This is a genomic window from Porphyromonas macacae DSM 20710 = JCM 13914, from assembly GCF_000379945.1.
Lineage (GTDB): Bacteria > Bacteroidota > Bacteroidia > Bacteroidales > Porphyromonadaceae > Porphyromonas > Porphyromonas macacae.
This window is the reverse complement of sequence record NZ_KB904131.1, coordinates 1-21,106: the sequence shown is the minus strand read 5'-3', so window position 1 is coordinate 21,106 and position 21,106 is coordinate 1. Positions and strand designations below refer to the sequence as shown.

The window sequence follows — 21,106 nt, the reverse complement described above, 5'->3', positions numbered from 1 at the left end:
TAGAGAAAGAAGATAAACTAGTCTACGAGCCCCCATGATTAGGCAGATTTCTTCCTGTTAAGCATGTATAGGCTATTCGCCAGCAATGCAATGTAAGTTGCAGTGCACAAGTATAAGCCTATAAGTTCTTGGTAAGGTGCTGATCTATTGAGCCAAAGCCCAATAAGCAGAGTGGGGAGTACAAGACTGGATAAGGCTATGATTATCTGATGTCTCCTTTTTGGGGGGATGTTGTGTCTTTGTTGTCGCTTATCATATAACACAAAGGCAAACATAACAACTGACACTACAAACACAATCCAAGCTATGTAGTATAGAGTTTCATTTCCCCATGCCTCTAGTATAATACATATTAGAGACAAGGCATATAGGAGAGACGATAGGACGTCCAAACCCAAAGAAGCATTTCTAGACATAACTACCCCTATTTAGAATGCACTCTGCCCTGCAATCGCTTCTGAACAGGCAACAGCAGTCCTAGTCCCACCACCAAGCCAATCAATCGCAAAACCTGAAGGTTCTGCCCCTAGGTTTGCTACCATACCAGCAATCCCCATAGCACAAGTGAACACCGACCAGCCTCTGTTGTAGCCTCCTTGCAGATTTTCCATCTGCGACATTGTTAATGGTTTCATAAGTGTAATACTTTAAGGATACTCCTTAAAGTCTTTTTCTGTATTAGCTATTTCAATTCTTTTACCAGATATAAATAGACAGGCAAGTGGTCGCTGTATCCGCCTTCGTATCGTCCTCCTGCAAAAGTGCGCCACGGATACCCCTTATACTGGCCGTATTTCTGGAGAAGGAATTTTTTATTGAAAACATGAGCATGATAACCGCTTTTTTTGTCTTGTAATACTTTGAAAGAAGAAAAATCATTTCCTGCAAGATTGCCGTTGAATACCAGAATATCGAACAGATTCCATGTATCTCTGTATGCCAGTGTGCCAATACCGTTTTTGAACATGGATTTCATCGGAGTGTAAAGTTCATGCGATTTTAGATTGTCAGGGCTGTCTTTCAGCTCTAACCCTTTCGATACGCTGGGAGAAATGGGATCATCGTTGAAGTCTCCCATCAGAATAACTTTGGCAGCAGGATCTTCTTTTATAATGGAGTCCGTAACGCTTTTCATAACCCGTGCCGCAGCCATACGCCTGTTCAGCGATATTTTTTCACCGCCGGCCCTTGATGGCCAGTGTCCTACCAGAAAATGTATTGCCTCTCCACCGATAGAACCGGATACCAGAAGGATATCGCGCGTTAAAACCTCCGGTTCGCCCGGTATGGCTACGAAATGAGGGCTGCTGTTTGTCAGTTTGAACACGCTTTTTCTGTAAAGCAGTCCGCAGTCTACGCCACGTCTGTCGGGAGAATCGAAATGTGCTATGCCATAGCCTAAATGTTTGAGTTCCGGTTGGTCGATTAAATCTTCCAGTACATTTCTGTTTTCGATTTCACATACGCCGATGATGTCAGGCCCGTGCATCCCGATTTGGGAAATTACGGTTGCCATCTGATGCTGTTTATGCAGGTAGCGTTCGGAAGTCCATTGATTGACGCCATTCGGCAGAAAGTCCGTATCGTTGTTCGGGCCGTCTATGGTATCGAAAAGGTTTTCCAAATTGTAGAATGCTACACAAACCTTAGCATACTTGCCCGGTGTTTGCGCCCACGATACAAAAGCATGGAAGATGATGAAGAAAAGGATGATCTGTATTTTTTTCATAATTATTTATGATGATACGATATGTTTTTTATTTGCAGATTCTAAGTTGAGGCAAGAAAAAGCAGTAAGTAATAATAATGCAAAATTAGGGAAATGTTTTGTGTATCTTTGTTGTATCGGAAGTCAAAACCTAAGATTATTTTTTTAGACAGGTTTAATAATTATAAATAACGAGGTAAGAATTCATTATCGATCTAATTTATGAAGAAAGTTTTTACGCTATTTTTGATCTTCTTTTGGCTCGCTGTTTCCATGCTGTGTGCCCAAAACTTTTCTCACAAAGGTTTTGTGACGGATGCATCCACGGGGTTACCTGTGCAAAAAGCCAAAATTACTGTTTTCGGAAAGAAAAATCTGACCCTGTTTACAGATGATGCCGGGGCATTTAGTATAGATAGTTTACCTCGTGGCAGATATACTTTTACCGTAAGTGCCCAAGGCTATGCAGCCGAGCAGGTGGAGGTTTTCAGTACAGAAGAAGGATTCAGCCTGCCACAGGTCAAACTCAGTAAACTGGATGATTGGAAACCGGGGTTTCATGATTTAGTGGTTGTGGACGAACTCCATGAGGATGACGATGCGGTTTCCGAGTATACGCCGATGCTCTCTTCTTCTCAAGATCCTTTTTCCGCTTCCGCTGCATATACCTTCAGTCCTGCACGCTTCAGGATACGGGGTTACGATTCGCAGTATACGCCCGTTTACTTGAATGGCGTAGAGATGAACGATATGAATACCGGCTATGGTGTCTGGTCTTTGTGGGGCGGGTTGAACGATGTTGTCCGGAATCAGGAAACTTCGACAGGCATTCAACCCATGTTTTCCGCTTTCGGTAATATCGGAGCTGCAACCAATGTCCTTACAAGGGCAGGTATGCAGCGTCAGCAGGCTCGTCTGACCTATTCGAACAGCAACCGTACATACAGCAATCGCATGATGCTGACCTATTCTACCGGGATGATGAATAACGGCTGGGCTTTTTCGGCTTCATTGTCTTCACGTTGGGGCAATGGCCGATATTCTGTGGTGGACGGACAGTTTTATAAGGCTTTCGGTTATTTCTTAAGTATAGAGAAACAGCTTTTCCCCGAACATTCTTTGGTGCTCAATGTTATCGGTGCTCCCACAGAGCGGGGAGTGGCTGCCGCATCTACACAGGAAGCTTATGATTTGGTGGGTTCCAATTATTATAATTCCAACATTGGCTACCAAAATGGGAAAATGCGCAATGCCCGCGTTCGTGACAGTCATGAACCCATTATCCAGTTGAGCCACTTCTGGAATCGCGGGCGTACTCTTAATCTCAGTACAACATTGGGAGTAAGATTCGGGTATAACGGTTACTCTGCCCTGACGTGGTTTCAGGCACCGGATCCCCGCCCCGATTACTACCGCAAACTTCCCAGCTATTACTTACAGGGAACTCCTCCGGATCCGGATGCTGCTGCAGCTTTGGCAGAACTGTGGAGAACGGATCGCAATACGGCTTATATCAACTGGGATCGACTGTATGAAGTGAACAGGAACAACCATATGGAAACCTATGACAGCAACGGAGTGTTGATTGCTTCCGGTCTGAGATCCGAATATGCCATTGAAGACAGGCGTACCGATCAGTTGCAATGGAACTATGCCACGACATTCAATATGGAAATCAATGACCGTCTGAAGCTGGACGCTGGAGTAACTTACAGATGGAACAGAACGCAGAGTTTCAATATACTGAAGGATCTTTTGGGAGGGGAGTACTGGTATGATATCGATAAGTTCGCCGAACGCGATTTTGCTTCCGATCCGTCCAAAGTGCAGATCAATTTGCTGGCACCTGACCACATAGCCCGCAAAGGCGATAGAATAGGGCATGACTATGAAGCCTATATACAGAAAGGTTCTGCATGGGCAATTGCCCGTTTTGATTTGGGGCGTTTTAACTCTTATGCCGGTATGATGTTCGGCTTTACTTCTATGTACAGGCATGGCAACCAACAGCGCGGCTTGTTTCCCAACAATTCTTTCTGTAATTCGGATTGGTTGAAATTCTTCGATTTCGGTTTCAAGGGTGGAACGGTCTATCAGATAAGCGGACATCACTATCTGGAGATGAACGCAGCAATTATGCAACAGGCTCCATACTTCAGAAATGTGTTTGTCTCTCCCCGTACGCGTCATACTTATGTGGAGAATCCGGAAGAGGAGAATATTTATTCCTTCGACTTGAGCTATCAATTACGTCTGCCTTTCCTGCGGGGGCGTCTGACTGGTTTTTATACCCGCGTGAACAATCAGACCCGCAATATGAGTTTTTATGATGATGTTCATCGAACGTTTTCTAACTATACGCTTACCGGCATAGATACCCGTTATGCCGGTATAGAATTCGGGCTTGAAGCAAAGTTGTCTCCGACATTGAGTGCAACCGGTGCTTTGAGTTTGGGCCGGTATCAGAATGTTTCCGATCCTGATTATATCCAGACAGTGGATAACTCCAATAAAGTTCTCGAGCGGGGTACTGTTTACTGGAGAGGTTTGAATACGTCGGGTACTCCGCAGACTGCGACTACGGTGGGCATGACTTACCGGACTCCTTGGTATGGAATGTTCGGTTTCAATATCAACTATTTCGACCGTAACTTCATTTCCATGAATCCGGTTTTACGTACAGAGCGTGCCCGTGTGGATATGGAGAATCGTTTTTCCATTCCGGAGAAACTCAAGGGAGGTGTAACGGTGGATGCCTTTATCGGCTATTCTTATCGGATTACATACGGCAAATTCCTGCGTTTTAATCTGTCGGTGTCGAATCTGTTGAACAATCGGAATATACACAGCGGCGGTTTTGAACAGTTACGTGTACGTTCCTTTGAGGGAAAATATCAGAAACCTTTTGATTCTAAGTATTACTATATGTACGGTACTACTTTCTTCTTTAATACGTCATTGCAATTTTAATCCGGTACTGTTATGAAAATCAATAATATAAAAAAAGGTGTGAATGCAATATTGATTGCTTTATGTGCAGTCTTTACTTTTGCCTCTTGTGATTACAATAATCCCGATGAACCGCCGATGCCCGATTATTCACCGGATATCAAGCGTACTCACTCGATTACGGAGTTGAAGAAACTGTATAAAACCGGCGGTACCGTGATAAAGGATGCTGTGATTATAAAGGGAAAAGTGTCTACAGATGACATCGAAGGGAATTTCTATAAATCTTTGAGTATCCAGGATGAAACCGGCGGAATAGAAATAAAACTGGCCGGATCTAATCTTGGAAGACTTTACCCTCAGGGAAGCACGGTGGTTGTTTATTGCAAGGGTTTGGTGCTCGGACAATACGGCAATCAAATCAACTTAGGCTATAAGGCTGCAGAAGAGCGTTATGAAAATGCGTTTATTCCCGAGTTTCAAATACCGCAAACACTTAAACTTATGGGATTGGGCAAGGTTTCTCCCCGTATATTGACGATAGACCAACTGGATAAAAAATATGCCAATACGTTGGTTACCATTCCTGAAGTGCAGTTTGTTAAATCCGAACTCGGACAAACGTATGCCGATGCGGCTAATAAAGAGGCAAACAAGGCGATTAACCGAACTCTGATCGACAAGGCCGGAAAAACAGTGATTGTAAGAACGAGCAGCTATGCCCGTTTCGCCGGTAAGAGACTTCCGGGCGGTTCCGGCAGCATAACGGCCTTGCTTTCTTATTTTGGCAATACGGCTCAGCTATACATCGTATATGAAAAAGATGTTGAGCTGAATGAGCCTCGTTTTTAGAATGTGACAATTAGTGAAAAAATTAACAGAAAAAAATATGTATAATTTGAAGTTCGTAAGCAATTCCATAATTGCCTCAATAGCGCTGCTGACAGTCTTTTTGGGATTTACCGGCTGTAAGGATAATGATGACCGGTTTGAAATGCCATATCTGAAAATCGAATCTCCTTATCAGGATGGAGGAACGTTGAAATTCGATAAAGAAGGCGGTACGATATCTATAAAGATGAATACTAACAGGAATTGGCATGTGGAAAAAGGCGATTCATGGTTTGAAGTTTCTCCGGATAAGGGCCATGACGGTTCTCATGTGATTACTGTTTCCATTGGCAAAAATCCGGGAGCCGGTCGGCTGTCTGTGCTCAAAATTAAAACGTTGAGCAGTACAGTTTCCTTTGTCATCGATCAGAAAGGAGAGGAAAATGGCGGTGGAGATGTTTTACCTCCGGATGATGAAGAAAAACCGAAGCCTGAGCCCGAGCCTGAACCGGCGGGAGGCATACCCGAATTGTTGAATATGGGTAAGGCCTTGAGTATCGACAAGGGAACTATGGTAGTGGATAAAGAAATTACTTTCCGGGCTGTGGTTACGACCGATTATAATGGCAAGAACTTCCCCTTCCGGGCTTATCATCATGTGCAGGATACCGAAGGCAACGCCATCGTACTAACGGTATCAAAGGGAGGAGAGGCTTATGCTTTCGGAACGAAACTTACGGTCAAGGCTAAGGGATGCAAGCTCACCAATTACTCCGGTACCATACAACTTGAGGTAACAAACGACAAGGTCGTGGCACAGCCTAATCATCCGATTACACCCAAAACGGTAACGATACCGGATATTATGTCGGGTAAATACGACCTTGCTTATGTGAAGGTGGAAGATGTACATATCGAGAATCCTGAAGGAAAATTGTATGATGGAACATTTTCGACGAAAAGACATAAGGTAGTCGACGAAAAGAACAATTGGCTGAACATGGAAATATGGAAGACTGCTGTTTTTGGCGGAGACTCTACCCCTAAAGGCCGGGGGAGTATTATTGCTGTTGTGACGGTGAGTATGTCTAAAGACGGACAGAAAACTTACAGAAATCTAAGACCGAGCGTACGTGCGGATATTGCACTTGAAAACTAATCGATTATGAATAGAAGATTTTATTATCGCATTTTCAGTTTATTGTTTTTCTCCACAGGTTTAGGATTGTTTTCATGTTCGGAGAAAAATAATATTCCTGACAGCGAATGGACCAACAAACATATCCGCTTCGAGTCTAACCTGAAGGATGGAGTCAACCCGCGGGTACAGGGTAATCGCTGGGAGCGCAATGACCGGATCGGCATATATATGTTGCGTACCGGTGTCAAGCTGGCTCAGGCTAATGCCGATGAGTTGCTATATGCCAACAGGGTATATAAAACAGAGTCTACAGAAGCTCAGGGTTCGTTCGTGCCTGCTTCCGAAGAACAGGCAATGTTTTTCCCGGAAGACGGAACTCCGGTGGATTTTATTTCATTTTATCCGCAGGATGCAGTTGTTCAAGGTCATCAGGTTATTACGGATTTGCAAGTTCAACCGATGATGGACTTGCTGTATAGCTATAATTTGAAGAAAGTTTCTAATCAGACGGTGCCGGGAGATTTGAAACTTGTTTTTTCTCATCAGTTGAACACGATGCGTATTAAACTGATAGATAAAAACGAGAAAATAATCCGAAATGCCCGAATCGATCTTCTGAAAGTCGCTTCCAAAGCTCTCTTCGATTTGTCCGAAGGTTCTTTTTCCGATCATGAACGGTATGATGTAACAAGAGCATTAAAAGAGCAGGGAGATTTTCATATAGCCCGTCTTATTCCCGGTTCTTCTTTAACGGAAGCCAGACTGCAAATTCATTATCAAGGAAAAACTTATACTTTCTGGCCCGAAAATTTCAAATCGGTGGAAGCCGGCAAACGGATTACTTTTACTTTGCAGTTAGATACTGAAAATACGGAGAAGCCTGTCGAAGAATTTGGTGAAGCTACAATCGAAGATTGGATAAAAGGTGCAGAGAACGATATTATCGTAGCACCGGATCCGGAAGAGGAAATCACGCCTTTGTCTCAAATCATTGCTTTGGGAGCTTCTTTGAAAAAAGACAAGGGTCAGATGGTAATCGAAAAGGATTATACCATACAGGCCGTTGTGGTCAATAATACGGAGGAAGGGCAGTTCCCTTTTGAAAATTATTACCATGTGGTCGATGCCGAAAAGAAGGCGATTGTAATTACTACTCCGAAGGATGATAAAGGGAGCATACTCAAACCGGGAACACGTATAACCGTAAAAGTCAAAGGACTTACACTTACGAATTACTACGGTACATTGCAACTTCAGGTTCCTGCATCGATAATGCGATTGGAATCGGGATACGAACTCCAACCGATTGTTATATCTGTAGATGACCTGCTTGGTGGAAACTATGACCTCAGTTATGTACGTGTGGAGAATTTGCAATTTGTAGAGCCCGGAAAACCGTTTTACTCCGGAAACAGTGCCGTTTATCGCAACCTCCTTAAGAACAAAGAAGGGAAGTCTGTTTCTATGGAAACCTACAAGACGGCTGCTTTTAAAAATGAGAACACACCGAAGGGAGAAGGATATATTATCGGGGTCGTAACCGTTTCCTGGTCTTCAAAGGATAACGTTACTTATAGAAATCTAAGGCCTTCTAAGCGATCTCATATCGTTTTTGAAGGCACGAATCCGGATCCTTCGGATGATTATGACGGAGAGATTATCAAGGGAGATCCTAAACTGATGGAATTGCCGAAATTTTCGGGAGGAAACCATAATTATTTCGTAACTCACTATGCTGACGGACATCCTAATTTCTCGTTTGAATACGATGTGAATCTTCGTCATCCGCGCTGGGTGGCTTTTACTTTCGATTCGAGGAACTCACAGAAACACACAAAAAGAACCAATGCCTGGAGTTGGGACCCTGAAATTCCGGCTGAATATAGTACGGAAACATGGTTCTCGGGTTCCGGATATTCGCGTGGACACATGGTTGCCTCTGAAGACAGGGTCTATAGCAGGCAGGCTAATGAGCAAACTTTTTACTACACGAATATGAGTCCGCAGCTACAGGATCACAATGGCGGTATATGGCAAAGATTGGAAGCCAGGGTACAAGCGTGGGGAAGAGATAATAACTTCCGTGAGGTCATTTATGTAGCCAAAGGCGGTACAATCCGTGAAGGCCAGATAAAAGAAGAGAAGATCAAAGGTATTATGCCTGTGCCGAAATATTATTGGATGGCTTTGGTGGTAAAGAAAAATAACGGAGAGTATCATGGTATCGCTTTCTGGACGGAACACAAGGCTTACCCGAACAACACTTCGCTTGCTTCGCTGGCTATCTCTATCGACAGTTTGGAAACATTGACCGGATTGGACTTTTTCCATAGATTCCCGGACGATATAGAGAATGAGGTGGAAGCACAAAAGCCGGAGAATAATCTCAGTCGATGGCCCGGCATATGATCTCTTAACCGTTAATTGAATTTTTACTATGAATAAAGTATTGTTTAGAGCTTTACTTGCTGTCGTGGGAATAGTGTTAATCCTTTCTTCCTGCTCTTCCGGGGAGGAACAGGAGCCTGTAAATCATCGTGACAGGGCTGTTATATTTTCTGCGTTGAGGTTCGGAGAGTCCGAACTACGTGTTACCGGTAATGAATGGGATGCCAAAGATGCTATCGGTGTTTACATGATTCCTGAAAGCATGGATTTGACTTCCACCCTGTATAAGAACTATAAGTATATCGGTGCCGATAAAGGGCCGAAAACCGTATTTCAGGCTGCAGCTCCGGAGGGTTGCCTTAAAATACCTCAAGATGCTTCCTCTGTGAAATTTGTGGCTTATTATCCCTATCATCAAGAAGCTGTTACTTCTTTGACTGTGGATGTGGCGGATCAAAACTTTAAAGACATAGATCTTTTGTATTCGAAAAATCTTTCCGGAGTTACGGATTTGACTCTGGCGGAAGATTTGGTGCTGAAGTTTGAGCATGTTCTGTCTCTTTTGAATATCAGGTTTGTGAGTGAACACGGACAGAATATTGTTGTTTCCGGTCTGATGCTCAAAGGATTGAAAACCGAAGCGACTCTCAATTTAGCTGATGGTACGGTAACGTCGTCAGGAGAAGTTCAAAATATTTCGGCCGGTAAAACCGGTGAAACGGTTGATTTTATTCTTGCCCCCCAATCCGTTACGGCAGGAGAGTTTCAGATCGTTTTTATGTATAATGGGAAAAAATATACATGGAAAAACGATAAAACAATTTCTTTTGAGAGCCGAAAAAAGCAATCTTTCAAGATAACTGTAAAAGAGTAGAGCTTTTTATAAAGCTTAGATATAAGAAGAAAAATCAAATAATATTAAAGTTGTATAATTATGAAAATGAAAAAAATGATTGGCATATCGTTGATGAGTATATTGGCTTTAGCTTCTTGTCAACAAAAAGATTGCCCGCTGAGTCAGCACGATAAGGATCAAATGATTGGCCGGTCCGTGGTTTCTTTCAAAACCAATATTGTGCCGGCTGCCCTTCGTGCACATGATAATGTTTGGGAGAAAGGCGATAACATAGGCGTTTATATGCTTAAAAGCGGTGCTGTGTTAGGTATAGCCCAACCGGAGGAAATTTTATACGCCAACAAAGTGTACAGTACACAGATGGATGGCGAAAAAGGAATTTTTAATCCGGTTTCCGATGGCGATAAGATGTATATGCCATCCGATGGTTCAGGCGTCGATTTTGTTTCGTTCTATCCGCAGAATCAGAAGGTGGAAAATTATAAGATCGATGTGGATATCGCTGCAAAACCGACCTTGGATATTCTCTATACCAATTCTTTGAAAAATGTTTCCAAGAATAGTCCTGCATCGGATTTAGTCATGGGTTTTCATCATGTATTGTCTCAAGTGCGTTTAATTTTGACCGATGAGGCAGGTAAAGCCGTAGAACCGACGGAAATATCCCTGCTTGGTTTGAATACGAAAGCAAAATTGCAATTGGCAGACGGACGATTGATAGAGAAAGGACAAAAGAAGTCTATTGCCATGTCGAAGGATAAAGACGGTCGGTTTTATGCCTGTGTTATCCCTACGGAGAATACAGCGAATGTAAAAGTGCAAATCAAAGCTTTCAGTAAAACCTACACTTGGGCTATTCCTGCAAAAGAACTGGTTGAGGGAAAGCGCTATACTTATCAGCTGCAACTGCTTAAAAGCGGTGATCTGAAGTGGATAAACTTTGAAGGCAATACGATAACGGATTGGGCAGATGTAGACGGCGGTAAATATACTTTGAACCCGGATGCGGACGAAGATCTGACTTTAGATCAAACAGAGTTGATTTTTGCAGCAACCGATAACGGTGATACCGGTGCTAAAACGGCAAAAGTAACGACTAAAAAAGATTGGGCAATCGAACTGAAAGGTACTGATGCTGATAAATTCGAGATTTCTCCGATGAATGGCAGTGGAAACGGTTCTTTTGTTGTAAAGGCAAAAGCTGCGAATACGACGGCAGTTGAATACTCTGCTACGGCTGTGGTCAAAGCCGGAACGAAGACAGTTGACGTCTCCATCAAGCAAAATGCAGCACAGCCTGCTACTGGCAATCTTTTATTCTCCGGTTCTGATTTTGAGGACTGGAATGCTTTCTTATCATCGTTGAACAGTTTTGGCTTGCATAAACTTGGAAGTATGGCTTCTGATGGAGGTAGAGAGGGTTCCAAAGCACTTCACCTGAAAGGAACGGATACAAATAATTCTTTTTTATTTACAGCTGTTGTACCGGCAACCGGAAATTCGATGAAAGGTAAAAGTAAAGTTATCTTTTACATAAAGGGGACTGCCGGCAAGTCGTTGTCGTTGTGTGTTTATGAAGATGGTAATAAAAAATATAAAAGTTATAATTTAGGTGCTAATTCCGGCGAGGATGTTATTCTTGTAGTTGCAGACAAGAATGATTATAATGGTGAAATCGATACAAAAGGAAAGTGGGTAAAGGTATCTTTGGATATTAGTGCGCTTTCGCAGTTCTCCGAATCAGGTAATATGTTTGCCATTAAATTTGGAAAGTCTGCCGATTACGATCTTTATATAGATGATATTACCGTGGAGTAATTTGAGGATATAGTTATATGGTTATAAAAGGGGCTGTGTCAAAACATGGAATTGGGAGAAGTTTCCTTTCATATTGATATCTACCACCCTTTCTAATCAAATAAAACAATCGCTATCATTGAGTTTTTAGCTCTTTGATAGCGATTGTTCTTTACAAATTATTGCTGTCCGGTAAAAAATCGAAGAACCTTCAAAAACTACTGTTCTATAGCAGATTACAAGAAAATTTGAATTAGAGGGCTTGTATTTTTCCATACTGTCATTTCTAACATTGTCAAGCTCCTTTTTCTTCGTAATGTCCTTTTAGAAGGTTGTTTTTGCGAAATATGAATGGTTTTAGTTCCAAATCTCTAACTTCCTAAATTTTACCGGACACCAATATTTACAAATGATAGTTGATTTAGGGAGAATGGAGTTTTGACACACCTCCTTTTGTGCTCTATAAAGCTGTGCAGTGCTTGTTTAATAATTGGTTTAACGACAAAAGGCAAACCTCAAAAGAAAATAAAAAGGATGTAAATAGCATTAATCTGCTTCTTTACATCCTTTATTCTGTGGAGTATAGCGGACTCGAACCGCTCACCTCAACACTGCCAGTGTTGCGCTCTAGCCAGATGAGCTAATACCCCGATTTTCAAATTGCGGTACAAATGTAATAAAAGAAAATTAAGTTGCCTATTTTTGTAAAGAGAATTTAACGGATTTACAATGATCTTATACAATACGTCTTTCTTTATCGAAAAATCTTTGGAACAAGAGTTTATTGATTTTTATGAGAAACATTTACTTTCTCTGATTCAAGCTGAAGGCTTGTTTGAGAAATTTGCCATGTTTCGTATAACGACACAGCATGATCCTGAAATGGCCGGTTATGCACTGCATCTTTATATGCGTAATCGAGAGATTTTGGGAGAATATATCGAACGGATACAGCCGGAATTTGCAGAAGTTTTATCCAAACGATTTGGAGAGCGAGTTCTGTCTTTCTCTACGGAGATGGAACAGATTTAATTGTTGGGAAATGAGTAGTGCTGAGAGAATCATTTTGGGTATAGACCCCGGTACCATTAATATGGGTTATGCCCTGATACGTATAGTAGGTCAGAAAGCCGAACTGATGGCTATGGGCATTATTAAGCTGGATAAATATCAAAACCACTACATCAGGTTAAAGAAGATTTTTGACCGTATTTCGGGTATTATAGATGAATTTTTACCGGATGAACTGGCTATTGAGGCTCCTTTTTACGGGAAGAATGTGCAGAGTATGCTTAAGCTCGGGCGTGCACAGGGGGTAGCCATGACTGCCGCTCTTCAGCGAGATATACCTATAACGGAGTATGTGCCGAGGCGTATCAAACAGGCTATCACAGGCAATGGTTCGGCTTCTAAAGAACAGGTTGCCGGTATGCTGAAGCATATCCTGAAAATATCGGATGAAATGATGCTATCCGGATTGGATGCTACAGATGCTTTGGCCGCAGCAGTGTGTCATTTTTATTTAACATCGAATCCTTTAGCCAAAAGCAGTGGAGGTGCCGTGAAAAACTGGAATGATTTTGTGAAACAAAATCCCTCGCGTGTAAACGGATTGGCCGGTAAGAACAAATAGGCTGTCTTTTTCGAAAAGTTTCTCGACTTTACTAATTTGCTCGTATTTTGACGGTTATTTACGATTTTTTTATTGTGATTTTTATTTGAAGATTTTTTTCTTAAGGGAAATATTGTTTGTTCCTTATCTGTTATTTTGTTTTTAATCTTAATAGTATATTATTATTCCTTTGTAGATAATTTTTCCGGCCTTATCTGATAAATACTCTTGTTTCCTTATTCTTTTTCTTGACATTTTCCTTTGGATTTCTTGCTCAATTAAAAATAATATCTACATTTGTGGTGTTCTACTTTTGTGGTACACTTGTTTTGTTCATTGAAAAATGTAACGATGCGATAGCTTTTTCGTCTAATGTCTAAACATAGAATGGCACTGATTAGGATTAAAAATATAAATAATTGAAAAACATATGATTAAGCTGAGAAATATTCATAAAACATATCCCGGGGCGCAACCTCTTCATGTTTTGAAAGGTATTGACCTTGACATTGCTGAAAAAGAAATGGTCGCCATTATGGGAGCATCCGGTTCCGGTAAAAGTACTTTGCTCAATATCTTGGGAATATTGGATACGCATGACGAGGGAGACTATTATTTGGGAGGAGAACTCATTAAGGATCTCAGTGAAAACAGGTCCGCAGAGTTAAGGAGCAGGCAGGTTGGATTCATATTCCAAAGTTTCAATCTGATTTCTTTCAAGAATGCTGTTGAAAATGTTGCCCTGCCTCTTTATTACCAGGGAATTCCCCGTAGAGAGCGTAACAATATAGCTATGCAATATTTGGAGTTGGTTGGATTACGCGATTGGGCAGACCATTTACCCAACGAGTTGAGCGGGGGGCAGAAACAGCGTGTGGCTATTGCCCGTGCCTTGGCTGCTAAACCGAAGGTTATCCTTGCTGATGAACCTACCGGAGCTTTAGACTCTCAAACGACAATTGAAGTCATGAATCTTCTGAAAAAAATCAATCAGGAAGAGCAGATTACATTGATCGTAGTTACTCACGAACGCTCGGTAGCCGAAGATTGCAACAGGATTATACACATTAAGGACGGTCTTATTTGTACTGACTGAGATTAAGCGAACAAATAAAACAACGAAGTAATGTTTGACAGGGATAGTATTCAAGAGATTGCCTCCAGTTTGCGTACCAATAAACTGCGTACCGTACTTACCGGGTTTGCTGTGGGGTGGGGGGTACTCTTGCTGGTTATACTGCTTGGAGCAGGACAGGGACTCAATAACGGCATACATCAGAATATTGAAAATCAGGGTATGAACAGTTCGGCCATAAATATTTGGGCCGGACTTACTACCATGCCATATAAAGGCTTTGGCGATAAACGGTGGTGTAAATTAAAACTTAGTGATTGCGATCTTATATTGGACAATTTGAGTGAAGTGAAAGAGGTTTCGCCGCTACTTGGAAGCTGGGGTATAAATTATGAATTTAAGGAGAGATTAAGTTCCGGTTCTTTAAAAGGAGTGACCGGTAATTACCAGAAATTCTTCAAACAAAAGTTCGTTACTCAGAATTCACGCTTTATTAATGAAGCAGATAATTTCTCTTTCAAGAAAGTTATCGTTTTGAGTGATGTTGTCGCCAATAACTTGTTTGGGAGTCCGGAAAGAGCCATGAACCAAGTGATTCTTGTCAGCAAGTCATCGGAGGAGGGAACGTCGAAAGCTTATTTTCGGTTTACCGTGGTCGGTGTCGTCAAGGGTGTGAATGGTAACTACAGTGATAATTATATTCCGATCAGCACCATGAGAAATCTCAAATTCAATTCATATATGAAATATGATGAGATACATGAAATAAATTTGCTATGCCCTGATATTAAGACGGATGCTCAAATGGAAGATTTGCATATCCGGATAGTACGCTTATTGGCTCCCATACATCAGTATGATCCGAAAGATACAGAGGCCATAGGCATGAGTTCCGTGAGTTCGGAGACGCGAAAAATAGAAAAAGTTTTTGTTGCGATGGATGTACTCTTGTGGGTAATCGGTTTAAGTACTTTGGCTATAGGTATCGTTGGAGTCGTCAACATCATGCAGGTAGCCGTTACCGAACGCCGTAGAGAGTTCGGTATCAGAAAAGCCTTAGGAGCGAAACCCAAAGATATCATTGGCATGGTTGTTTTGGAATCCATTTTCGTAACCTTGATTTCCGGTCTTAGCGGGCTTATTGTCGGCGTCTGGCTTATGGCTTCAGTTTCCAATTTAATGGAAAAGCAAGGGTGGGGAGTTATTTCCATCGGAGATAATTCGGCTCAGTTGCTGCAAGATCCGATAATTACCATAGGAACAGCTATAGGAGCTGTGTTTGTGATGGTCATGAGCGGTATTGTCGCCGGTTATCTGCCAGCCCGAAAAGCTGTGAAAATTCAGGCAATAGAAGCCATGCGCGGTTAATCCAGTAAAAGGAAGAGAAGATGATAAAAATAATAGACAGAGATTTCAGGAACGAAGTCTGGCACACGATCAGAAGTAACAGAAGACGCAGTATTGCCACTGCTTTCGGTGTCTTTTGGGGCATTCTGATGCTGGTTGTTTTGCTAAGTCTTGGACAAGGCATAAAGAATGCTATTTTCGGGCAACTCAAGGGAGTGGGAACGCGTACCGTAGCGCTGTTCTCCAATCTTACGTCCAAACCTTATGATGGGCTCAAGAGCGGTCGTAACTGGGATCTCACCCGTGGAGATATCAAAGAGATAGCACAAAAGATACCGGAGGTTGAATATATAACGGCTCCTACTTATGCAAAAAACTTTCGCGAGAAAATCGTGTATCGTGATAAAAGTGAGAATTACAGCGTAATGGGAGTAGGAGATATTTTATTCAAAGTCATTCCTGTCGAGCTTGTGGAAGGACGTTTGATCAATGATGCCGACAATGAGAATATGCGGAAATATTGTATGATCGGACTTACTGTAAAAAAGAAACTCTTTGGCGGAAAAGAGGATGTAATCGGTGAAACCATTAAAGTAGGAAGTACGTATTATACCATTGTCGGAATATGCAAATCGATTAGTAAGTTGAATGTCGGGGCTAAACCGGAAGAATCGGTATATGTGCCTGAAGTTATCATGAAACAGTTGAATAATGCAGGTGAAAATGTCGATATTATTATGTACACGGTTTACGATGGTTACGATATCAGATCTGTTCGTGAAAAAATCAATACGATTATTCGAAAAAATCACCGTATTGCTCCGGATGATAAATCTGCTATTTCCGAGTTCGATATTTCAGAAATGTATACACTTATGAATGGTATTCTGCTGGGTATTATTGCTCTGATATGGCTCGTGGGTATCGGTACGCTTCTTTCCGGTATCGTCGGAGTAACGAATATCTTGCTGGTTACTGTACGGGAGCGAACTCGTGAAATCGGTGTTCGACGCGCTTTGGGTGCAAAGCCGAGAGATATTATTGTTCAGCTTCTTTCTGAGGCGATCACGCTTTCTGCCGTAGCCGGAATAACGGGGCTTGTTTTGGGTGTTTTGATTATGGCCGGTGTCGGTGCGATTACGGCAAACCTCGATGACGTGAAGGAAATTATTGTAAACCCCACAATTCCGTTTGCGGTTGCCATAGTTTCCGTTGTGATTATTATCGGTAGCGGACTTTTGGGAGGAATACTTCCGGCATACAGGGCTATACAGATTAAGGCTATAGATGCCATTAGAGATGAATGAGATTAGAATAAAAATTAAAAAATATATCGGAATTATTATGAAAAAGTTATTCAGGATTATTGGTTGGATTGTCTTTGCCATTCTGGTTGTTGTGACATTTTCTTTTTTATGGAATAAAACGCGTAAACCTCGTGCACAATATGCTGTGGAAACAGTTAAGCAGAACGATACCATTGAGAATAAAATCGTTCTTACCGGCACTATCCAACCCAGAGACGAGGTGGCCATAAAACCGCAGATGACGGGTATTGTGGCTGAACTGCTTCATAAGCCCGGAGATATTGTTCAGGCCGGAGATGTTATAGCCCGACTTTCGGTCGTGCCTGAGATGATACAGGTCAATAGCAGCATGTCTCGTGTTAAAGTGGCTGAAATAACATTCGATCAGCGAAAAGAAAAATATCTCAGAGATGAAGAGTTGTTCAAGAAAGGCGTTATCGCTAAAGAAGAATTCGAAGCCAGTAAAGCCGCATACGAGCAACAGCAGGAAGAGCTGAACTCGGCCATCGACGCTTTGCAAATAGTCCGAAAAGGTGTTTCCAATAGAAGTGCCAAGGAGACCAGTACGCTGGTAAGGGCTACCATATCTGGCAAGATACTGACCATACCGGTAAAGGTGGGCAACTCCGTAATACAGGCCAATAACTTCAGTGAAGGCACTACCATCGCTACTATTGCAAATATGGACGATCTTCTTTTTATCGGAAAAGTGGATGAAACCGAAGTGGGACGTTTGAACGTGGATATGCCGATGGCTATTTCCGTGGGTGCTGTTGCAGAAAAAAAGTATGATGCAGTGGTAGAGTATATTTCGCCTAAAGGGGATGATAAAACCGGAGCGACTCTCTTTGAGATAAAAGGAGCTTTGGCGGTAGACAAAAACGACGATATCAGAGCCGGTTACAGTGCAAATGCAGATGTGGTTACAGAGCGTGCCGTTAATGTGTTGAGCTTGCCTGAAAACTGTATCGAGTTCCGTAATGACAGCACGTTTGTGCAGTTGGTAACCAGAGAGAATCCTTTGGAAACGAAAGAATTGTATGTAAAAACCGGTGTATCTAACGGTCTGAAGATCGAAATCAAATCCGGTCTGAAATCCGGGCAGAAGGTGCGTGGTATCGAAAAAAGCAAAAAAGATTAGGAGGACCTAAACAATGAAAAGTAAAAATAAGTTTCTGGGTATCATTGCTGTTAGTACGGTTTTGAGTATGGGAGGCTATGCTCAGCAGCCGGTAAAGAAAATGACTTTGAATGAGTGTATCCGGCATGCTCAGGAAAGAAATATCAATATCAGCAAGCAGGAATTGAATGTGAGAGGCCAGTCTTTAAATGTGGCATCGGCTAAGAATCAATTTTTACCTGCAGTTAATGCTTCGGTCAATCATGGCTGGAATTTCGGGCGTTCGCAGGATAAGCGAGGTGTTTTTGTAGACCAATCTTCGGCTAATTCTTCGGTCAGTATAGGAGCTAATATCGATTTGTTCAGCGGTATGCGACGTCTATATGGTTTGAATGCGGCCAAACTCGATTTGCAGGCTTCTTTGGAAACATTAGAGCAGGCTAAACAGGATTTGGCTTTGCAGGTGGCACAGCTCTATATAAACTTGCTTTTTCAGCAGGAGTTGACCAAGATAGCCGAAATGCAGATCGGATTTACCAAAGAACAATTGCTCAATGCCGGAGAGCTGGTTCGCGTGGGCCGTTGGCCTAAAAGTAAACAGGTGGAGCTGGAGGCACAGCTCAGTAAGGAGGAGATGAATCTGGTGGAGGCGCAGAATAATGAGTCGATGGCTCGTTTGGAACTTACTCAGGCTTTGGAGATGTCGAATGATTCGTTGGTCGAAATTGTTGCACCCGAGGTGGATGAATTGGTTTCGGAAAACAGAATGAAATTGACACCTGCAGATGAAACTTATAAAATAGCATTAAGTATGAGACCGTCTCTCAAGTCTGCCGAATTGAATATAAGATCTGCCGAAGAGCAAGTCAAGGCAGCACGCTCTGCTCATTGGCCTACTTTGAGTTTAAGTGCCGGGTATTCTAACAGTTACTATAAATTGTTTGGAAATATTCCTCAGGGCGCTATTGATATACCTTTCAGAGATCAGATAAAACAGAATGGACGATCTTATATCGGCTTGTCATTGAATATTCCGATTTTCAATAGGTTAGAGACGATGAACAGTGTGAAACAAAGGAAGCTTCAGATCGATAATAATCGTTTGCAGTTGGAAAATGAGAAGAAAGTACTCTATAAAGAGATCAATCAGGCATATCTCAATGCGGTAGGAGCCAACCGTAAAATCATTGCTACCGAAAAAGCCCGGATAAGCAGTAAACTTGCTTACGAATATGCAGAAGAACGATTAAATGCCGACAAGATAAATATTCTTGAGTTCACTCAGGCGAAAACCAATTACATGCTCAGTCAGGCAGAAGAACTACGCTCCAAATATGATTTTATCTATAAGAGTAAAGTGCTTGACTTTTATCGAGGTATAGATTTTTGAGCAACTTAGAAGTTTTCTTTTTACTTGGAAATATTGAAATCAAAATAGGTAAAAGCGGGTTTTTATGGCAATGATCTGCTAACTTCGTGATAAGAGTAAAATGGCATACATTACTTTTATGCGTATTCCGTTTTGAGTACAGCCTTTATTAAAGAAGAAAACTATTGCAGATAAATAAAAAAGGCCTATATTTGCACTCGTTAAAGTTACAACCTAAATAAAGGTGAAGGAAGTGTGGGTGAGTGGCTGAAACCAGCAGTTTGCTAAACTGCCGTACGGGTAACCGTACCACGAGTTCGAATCTCGTCGCTTCCGCATTATTATTGGCTGGATTATATAAAAAGAACCTTTCCAATTTGGAAAGGTTCTTTTTATTGCGATTATTCGAAGCAGAATTATGTGTAAACCAAGCTTGAAAGATAACGGTTGGTTTGTTGCATTGTTTTTATACCTTTAATTAAAGGACAAATTTCCTTGATTAACTTGTCTGCTGATTTCTCTTCTTTTAACAATCAACTTAAAACAATATTTTGGTGCATTGATTTGTTCACTATTGTTCTATGCCTATGAATACAGAAGAAAAAATATGGGATATGGGGCAGGCAAATATTTACACCCCTAAAGATGTTCTTAGTCGTTGAATTTGGTTATCCCATAATTCGATAATTTCGGGTCTGTCCTTTTCTGTTGCAAAATCTGTGATTTCCAATGCTTTTCCACCTGTAAGTTCCATGTTATGAATGGCAAATTCAAAGTATTCTTCATTATTCTCTGAATTTGTTTCCTCCCGTTTCCATTGAAATCGGATACGCTCTCCTTCTTCGCTGCTAATGATAACAGCTTTCTCTGTATGTCCCTGTCCCCAATCGAATGTATATTGTTCGTCGTGCTTTTTTACATGATTTGCAAACCATTCTTCTAATCCGGAAGGTGTACTGAGATGCCTCCAAAGGCTCTTTTGCGTAACATTGTCAAAGACATATTCCAAATGAAATTTTTCTTTTTGCATGATCATAATTAATGGAATGGTATTCCTAAAGATAGTAAAAAAGTTAGAAAAGAATAAAGTAATTCGATTCTTTTAAATTGAAAATAAGATGTCCAAGCAAAATGAGCTTAAGTTTTTTCTCATTTAATGAAGTATAACTTGTATATTTCAGAATTTACATTACCTTTGCAACGTCTTAATCGAAAAGGTATTCCTTTGTTGATTGCGAGACAGGAATGGCGAGATAGCTCAGCTGGTTAGAGCGCATGATTCATAATCATGAGGTCCCCGGTTCAATCCCGGGTCTCGCTACTATATTTTATTTACGGGGCTGTGTCAAAATGAATTTTGGCGCAGCTCCTTTTAGTTTTGGTTTGGGGTTGGTTAAGCCACCGGTTTTAGCCTTTGAGGGATATTTTTGTGTTTTTCGAGGAGGTGGAAGCGCATGAGGCCGAGATTGAGGGTTGATATAGGTCTTTTGGGAGTGTTTTTCGCCTTTCGAGCAACCTTAGCACATAGTTTCTTCAGATTAAAGGCCATAGCTAGAAAGGCGAAGTCCATCTTGACCTGCTCTAAGCCCATATGTCTGAAACGCCG

The 21,106-nt window shown here is 41.6% G+C and carries 17 protein-coding genes and 3 tRNA genes; 15 read left to right on the top strand and 5 right to left on the bottom strand.

The window, feature by feature from the left end:
- Positions 1–428: 428 nt before the first annotated feature.
- A complete protein-coding gene (locus A3GI_RS0104935) occupies positions 429–635 on the bottom strand; it encodes a hypothetical protein (protein WP_018360363.1) in 207 nt (68 codons plus the stop codon).
- A gap of 47 nt (positions 636–682) precedes the next feature.
- Complete coding sequence (locus A3GI_RS0104930) at positions 683–1,729, bottom strand: endonuclease/exonuclease/phosphatase family protein (protein WP_018360362.1); 1,047 nt, start codon at positions 1,727–1,729, stop codon at positions 683–685.
- A gap of 201 nt (positions 1,730–1,930) precedes the next feature.
- On the opposite strand from A3GI_RS0104930, the gene A3GI_RS0104925 reads away from it, so the two are divergent.
- The 6 genes from A3GI_RS0104925 (at position 1,931) to A3GI_RS11185 (ending at position 11,691) form a co-directional block, all read left to right on the top strand.
- Positions 1,931–4,678: a carboxypeptidase regulatory-like domain-containing protein gene (locus A3GI_RS0104925; RefSeq protein ID WP_018360361.1), complete on the top strand. Its 2,748-nt coding sequence runs from the start codon at positions 1,931–1,933 to the stop codon at positions 4,676–4,678.
- 12 nt (positions 4,679–4,690) lie between these two features.
- Positions 4,691–5,509 (top strand): DUF5689 domain-containing protein, encoded by an 819-nt coding sequence (locus A3GI_RS0104920; RefSeq protein ID WP_018360360.1) that lies wholly within the window; start codon positions 4,691–4,693, stop codon positions 5,507–5,509.
- A gap of 37 nt (positions 5,510–5,546) precedes the next feature.
- Positions 5,547–6,647 (top strand): DUF5689 domain-containing protein, encoded by a 1,101-nt coding sequence (locus A3GI_RS0104915; RefSeq protein ID WP_018360359.1) that lies wholly within the window; start codon positions 5,547–5,549, stop codon positions 6,645–6,647.
- Between the two features lie 6 nt (positions 6,648–6,653).
- A complete protein-coding gene (locus tag A3GI_RS11190) occupies positions 6,654–9,038 on the top strand; it encodes a DNA/RNA non-specific endonuclease (protein ID WP_018360358.1) in 2,385 nt (794 codons plus the stop codon).
- Positions 9,039–9,066: 28 nt separating this feature from the next.
- Entirely contained in the window at positions 9,067–9,891 is an 825-nt protein-coding gene (locus A3GI_RS0104900) for a fimbrillin family protein (RefSeq protein WP_018360357.1), read from the top strand.
- 66 nt (positions 9,892–9,957) lie between these two features.
- A complete protein-coding gene (locus tag A3GI_RS11185) occupies positions 9,958–11,691 on the top strand; it encodes a fimbrillin family protein (RefSeq protein ID WP_162151383.1) in 1,734 nt (577 codons plus the stop codon).
- Between the two features lie 555 nt (positions 11,692–12,246).
- Here A3GI_RS11185 and A3GI_RS0104890 read toward each other — a convergent pair.
- Positions 12,247–12,320: transfer RNA gene (locus A3GI_RS0104890), tRNA-Ala, on the bottom strand.
- 79 nt (positions 12,321–12,399) lie between these two features.
- Between A3GI_RS0104890 and A3GI_RS0104885 the strand changes: the two genes are divergently transcribed.
- The 8 genes from A3GI_RS0104885 (at position 12,400) to A3GI_RS0104850 (ending at position 19,836) form a co-directional block, all read left to right on the top strand.
- Entirely contained in the window at positions 12,400–12,702 is a 303-nt protein-coding gene (locus tag A3GI_RS0104885) for a DUF4286 family protein (protein WP_018360355.1), read from the top strand.
- A gap of 10 nt (positions 12,703–12,712) precedes the next feature.
- Positions 12,713–13,303, top strand: a complete 591-nt coding sequence (ruvC, locus tag A3GI_RS0104880; protein ID WP_018360354.1) for a crossover junction endodeoxyribonuclease RuvC — start codon at positions 12,713–12,715, stop codon at positions 13,301–13,303.
- Between the two features lie 409 nt (positions 13,304–13,712).
- Entirely contained in the window at positions 13,713–14,378 is a 666-nt protein-coding gene (locus A3GI_RS0104875) for an ABC transporter ATP-binding protein (RefSeq protein ID WP_018360353.1), read from the top strand.
- Positions 14,379–14,408: 30 nt separating this feature from the next.
- A complete protein-coding gene (locus A3GI_RS0104870; protein WP_018360352.1) occupies positions 14,409–15,725 on the top strand; it encodes an ABC transporter permease in 1,317 nt (438 codons plus the stop codon).
- Positions 15,726–15,745: 20 nt separating this feature from the next.
- Positions 15,746–17,011 carry an ABC transporter permease gene (locus tag A3GI_RS0104865; protein ID WP_018360351.1) on the top strand — a complete coding sequence of 422 codons (1,266 nt, stop codon included), beginning with the start codon at positions 15,746–15,748 and terminating at the stop codon, positions 17,009–17,011.
- 37 nt (positions 17,012–17,048) lie between these two features.
- Positions 17,049–18,152, top strand: a complete 1,104-nt coding sequence (locus A3GI_RS0104860) for an efflux RND transporter periplasmic adaptor subunit (RefSeq protein ID WP_025079687.1) — start codon at positions 17,049–17,051, stop codon at positions 18,150–18,152.
- A gap of 13 nt (positions 18,153–18,165) precedes the next feature.
- On the top strand, positions 18,166–19,521 hold the full coding sequence (locus A3GI_RS0104855; protein WP_018360349.1) for a TolC family protein: 1,356 nt from the start codon (positions 18,166–18,168) through the stop codon (positions 19,519–19,521).
- A gap of 228 nt (positions 19,522–19,749) precedes the next feature.
- Positions 19,750–19,836 (top strand) — tRNA-Ser (locus tag A3GI_RS0104850).
- 295 nt (positions 19,837–20,131) lie between these two features.
- Here A3GI_RS0104850 and A3GI_RS0104845 read toward each other — a convergent pair.
- Complete coding sequence (locus A3GI_RS0104845) at positions 20,132–20,536, bottom strand: START-like domain-containing protein (protein WP_018360348.1); 405 nt, start codon at positions 20,534–20,536, stop codon at positions 20,132–20,134.
- A gap of 211 nt (positions 20,537–20,747) precedes the next feature.
- Here A3GI_RS0104845 and A3GI_RS0104840 point away from each other — a divergent pair.
- Positions 20,748–20,821: transfer RNA gene (locus A3GI_RS0104840), tRNA-Met, on the top strand.
- Between the two features lie 72 nt (positions 20,822–20,893).
- Here the strand turns inward: A3GI_RS0104840 and A3GI_RS10570 are convergent.
- Positions 20,894–21,106: hypothetical protein (locus A3GI_RS10570; RefSeq protein ID WP_018360315.1), on the bottom strand; the 213-nt coding region annotated here is incomplete at its 5' end.

What these genes read in the sequence shown, in the direction of transcription:
- A3GI_RS0104915 (WP_018360359.1), top strand. Translation starts at nt 5,547, where the DNA reads ATGTATAATTTGAAGTTCGTAAGCAATTCCATAATTGCCTCAATAGCG.
- A3GI_RS0104870 (WP_018360352.1), top strand. Translation starts at nt 14,409, where the DNA reads ATGTTTGACAGGGATAGTATTCAAGAGATTGCCTCCAGTTTGCGTACC.
- A3GI_RS0104875 (WP_018360353.1), top strand. Translation starts at nt 13,713, where the DNA reads ATGATTAAGCTGAGAAATATTCATAAAACATATCCCGGGGCGCAACCT.
- A3GI_RS11190 (WP_018360358.1), top strand. Translation starts at nt 6,654, where the DNA reads ATGAATAGAAGATTTTATTATCGCATTTTCAGTTTATTGTTTTTCTCC.
- A3GI_RS0104925 (WP_018360361.1), top strand. Translation starts at nt 1,931, where the DNA reads ATGAAGAAAGTTTTTACGCTATTTTTGATCTTCTTTTGGCTCGCTGTT.
- A3GI_RS0104900 (WP_018360357.1), top strand. Translation starts at nt 9,067, where the DNA reads ATGAATAAAGTATTGTTTAGAGCTTTACTTGCTGTCGTGGGAATAGTG.
- A3GI_RS0104885 (WP_018360355.1), top strand. Translation starts at nt 12,400, where the DNA reads ATGATCTTATACAATACGTCTTTCTTTATCGAAAAATCTTTGGAACAA.
- A3GI_RS0104845 (WP_018360348.1), bottom strand. Translation starts at nt 20,536, where the DNA reads ATGATCATGCAAAAAGAAAAATTTCATTTGGAATATGTCTTTGACAAT.
- A3GI_RS0104930 (WP_018360362.1), bottom strand. Translation starts at nt 1,729, where the DNA reads ATGAAAAAAATACAGATCATCCTTTTCTTCATCATCTTCCATGCTTTT.
- A3GI_RS11185 (WP_162151383.1), top strand. Translation starts at nt 9,958, where the DNA reads ATGAAAAAAATGATTGGCATATCGTTGATGAGTATATTGGCTTTAGCT.
- A3GI_RS0104860 (WP_025079687.1), top strand. Translation starts at nt 17,049, where the DNA reads ATGAAAAAGTTATTCAGGATTATTGGTTGGATTGTCTTTGCCATTCTG.
- A3GI_RS0104865 (WP_018360351.1), top strand. Translation starts at nt 15,746, where the DNA reads ATGATAAAAATAATAGACAGAGATTTCAGGAACGAAGTCTGGCACACG.
- ruvC (WP_018360354.1), top strand. Translation starts at nt 12,713, where the DNA reads ATGAGTAGTGCTGAGAGAATCATTTTGGGTATAGACCCCGGTACCATT.
- A3GI_RS0104855 (WP_018360349.1), top strand. Translation starts at nt 18,166, where the DNA reads ATGAAAAGTAAAAATAAGTTTCTGGGTATCATTGCTGTTAGTACGGTT.
- A3GI_RS0104920 (WP_018360360.1), top strand. Translation starts at nt 4,691, where the DNA reads ATGAAAATCAATAATATAAAAAAAGGTGTGAATGCAATATTGATTGCT.
- A3GI_RS0104935 (WP_018360363.1), bottom strand. Translation starts at nt 635, where the DNA reads ATGAAACCATTAACAATGTCGCAGATGGAAAATCTGCAAGGAGGCTAC.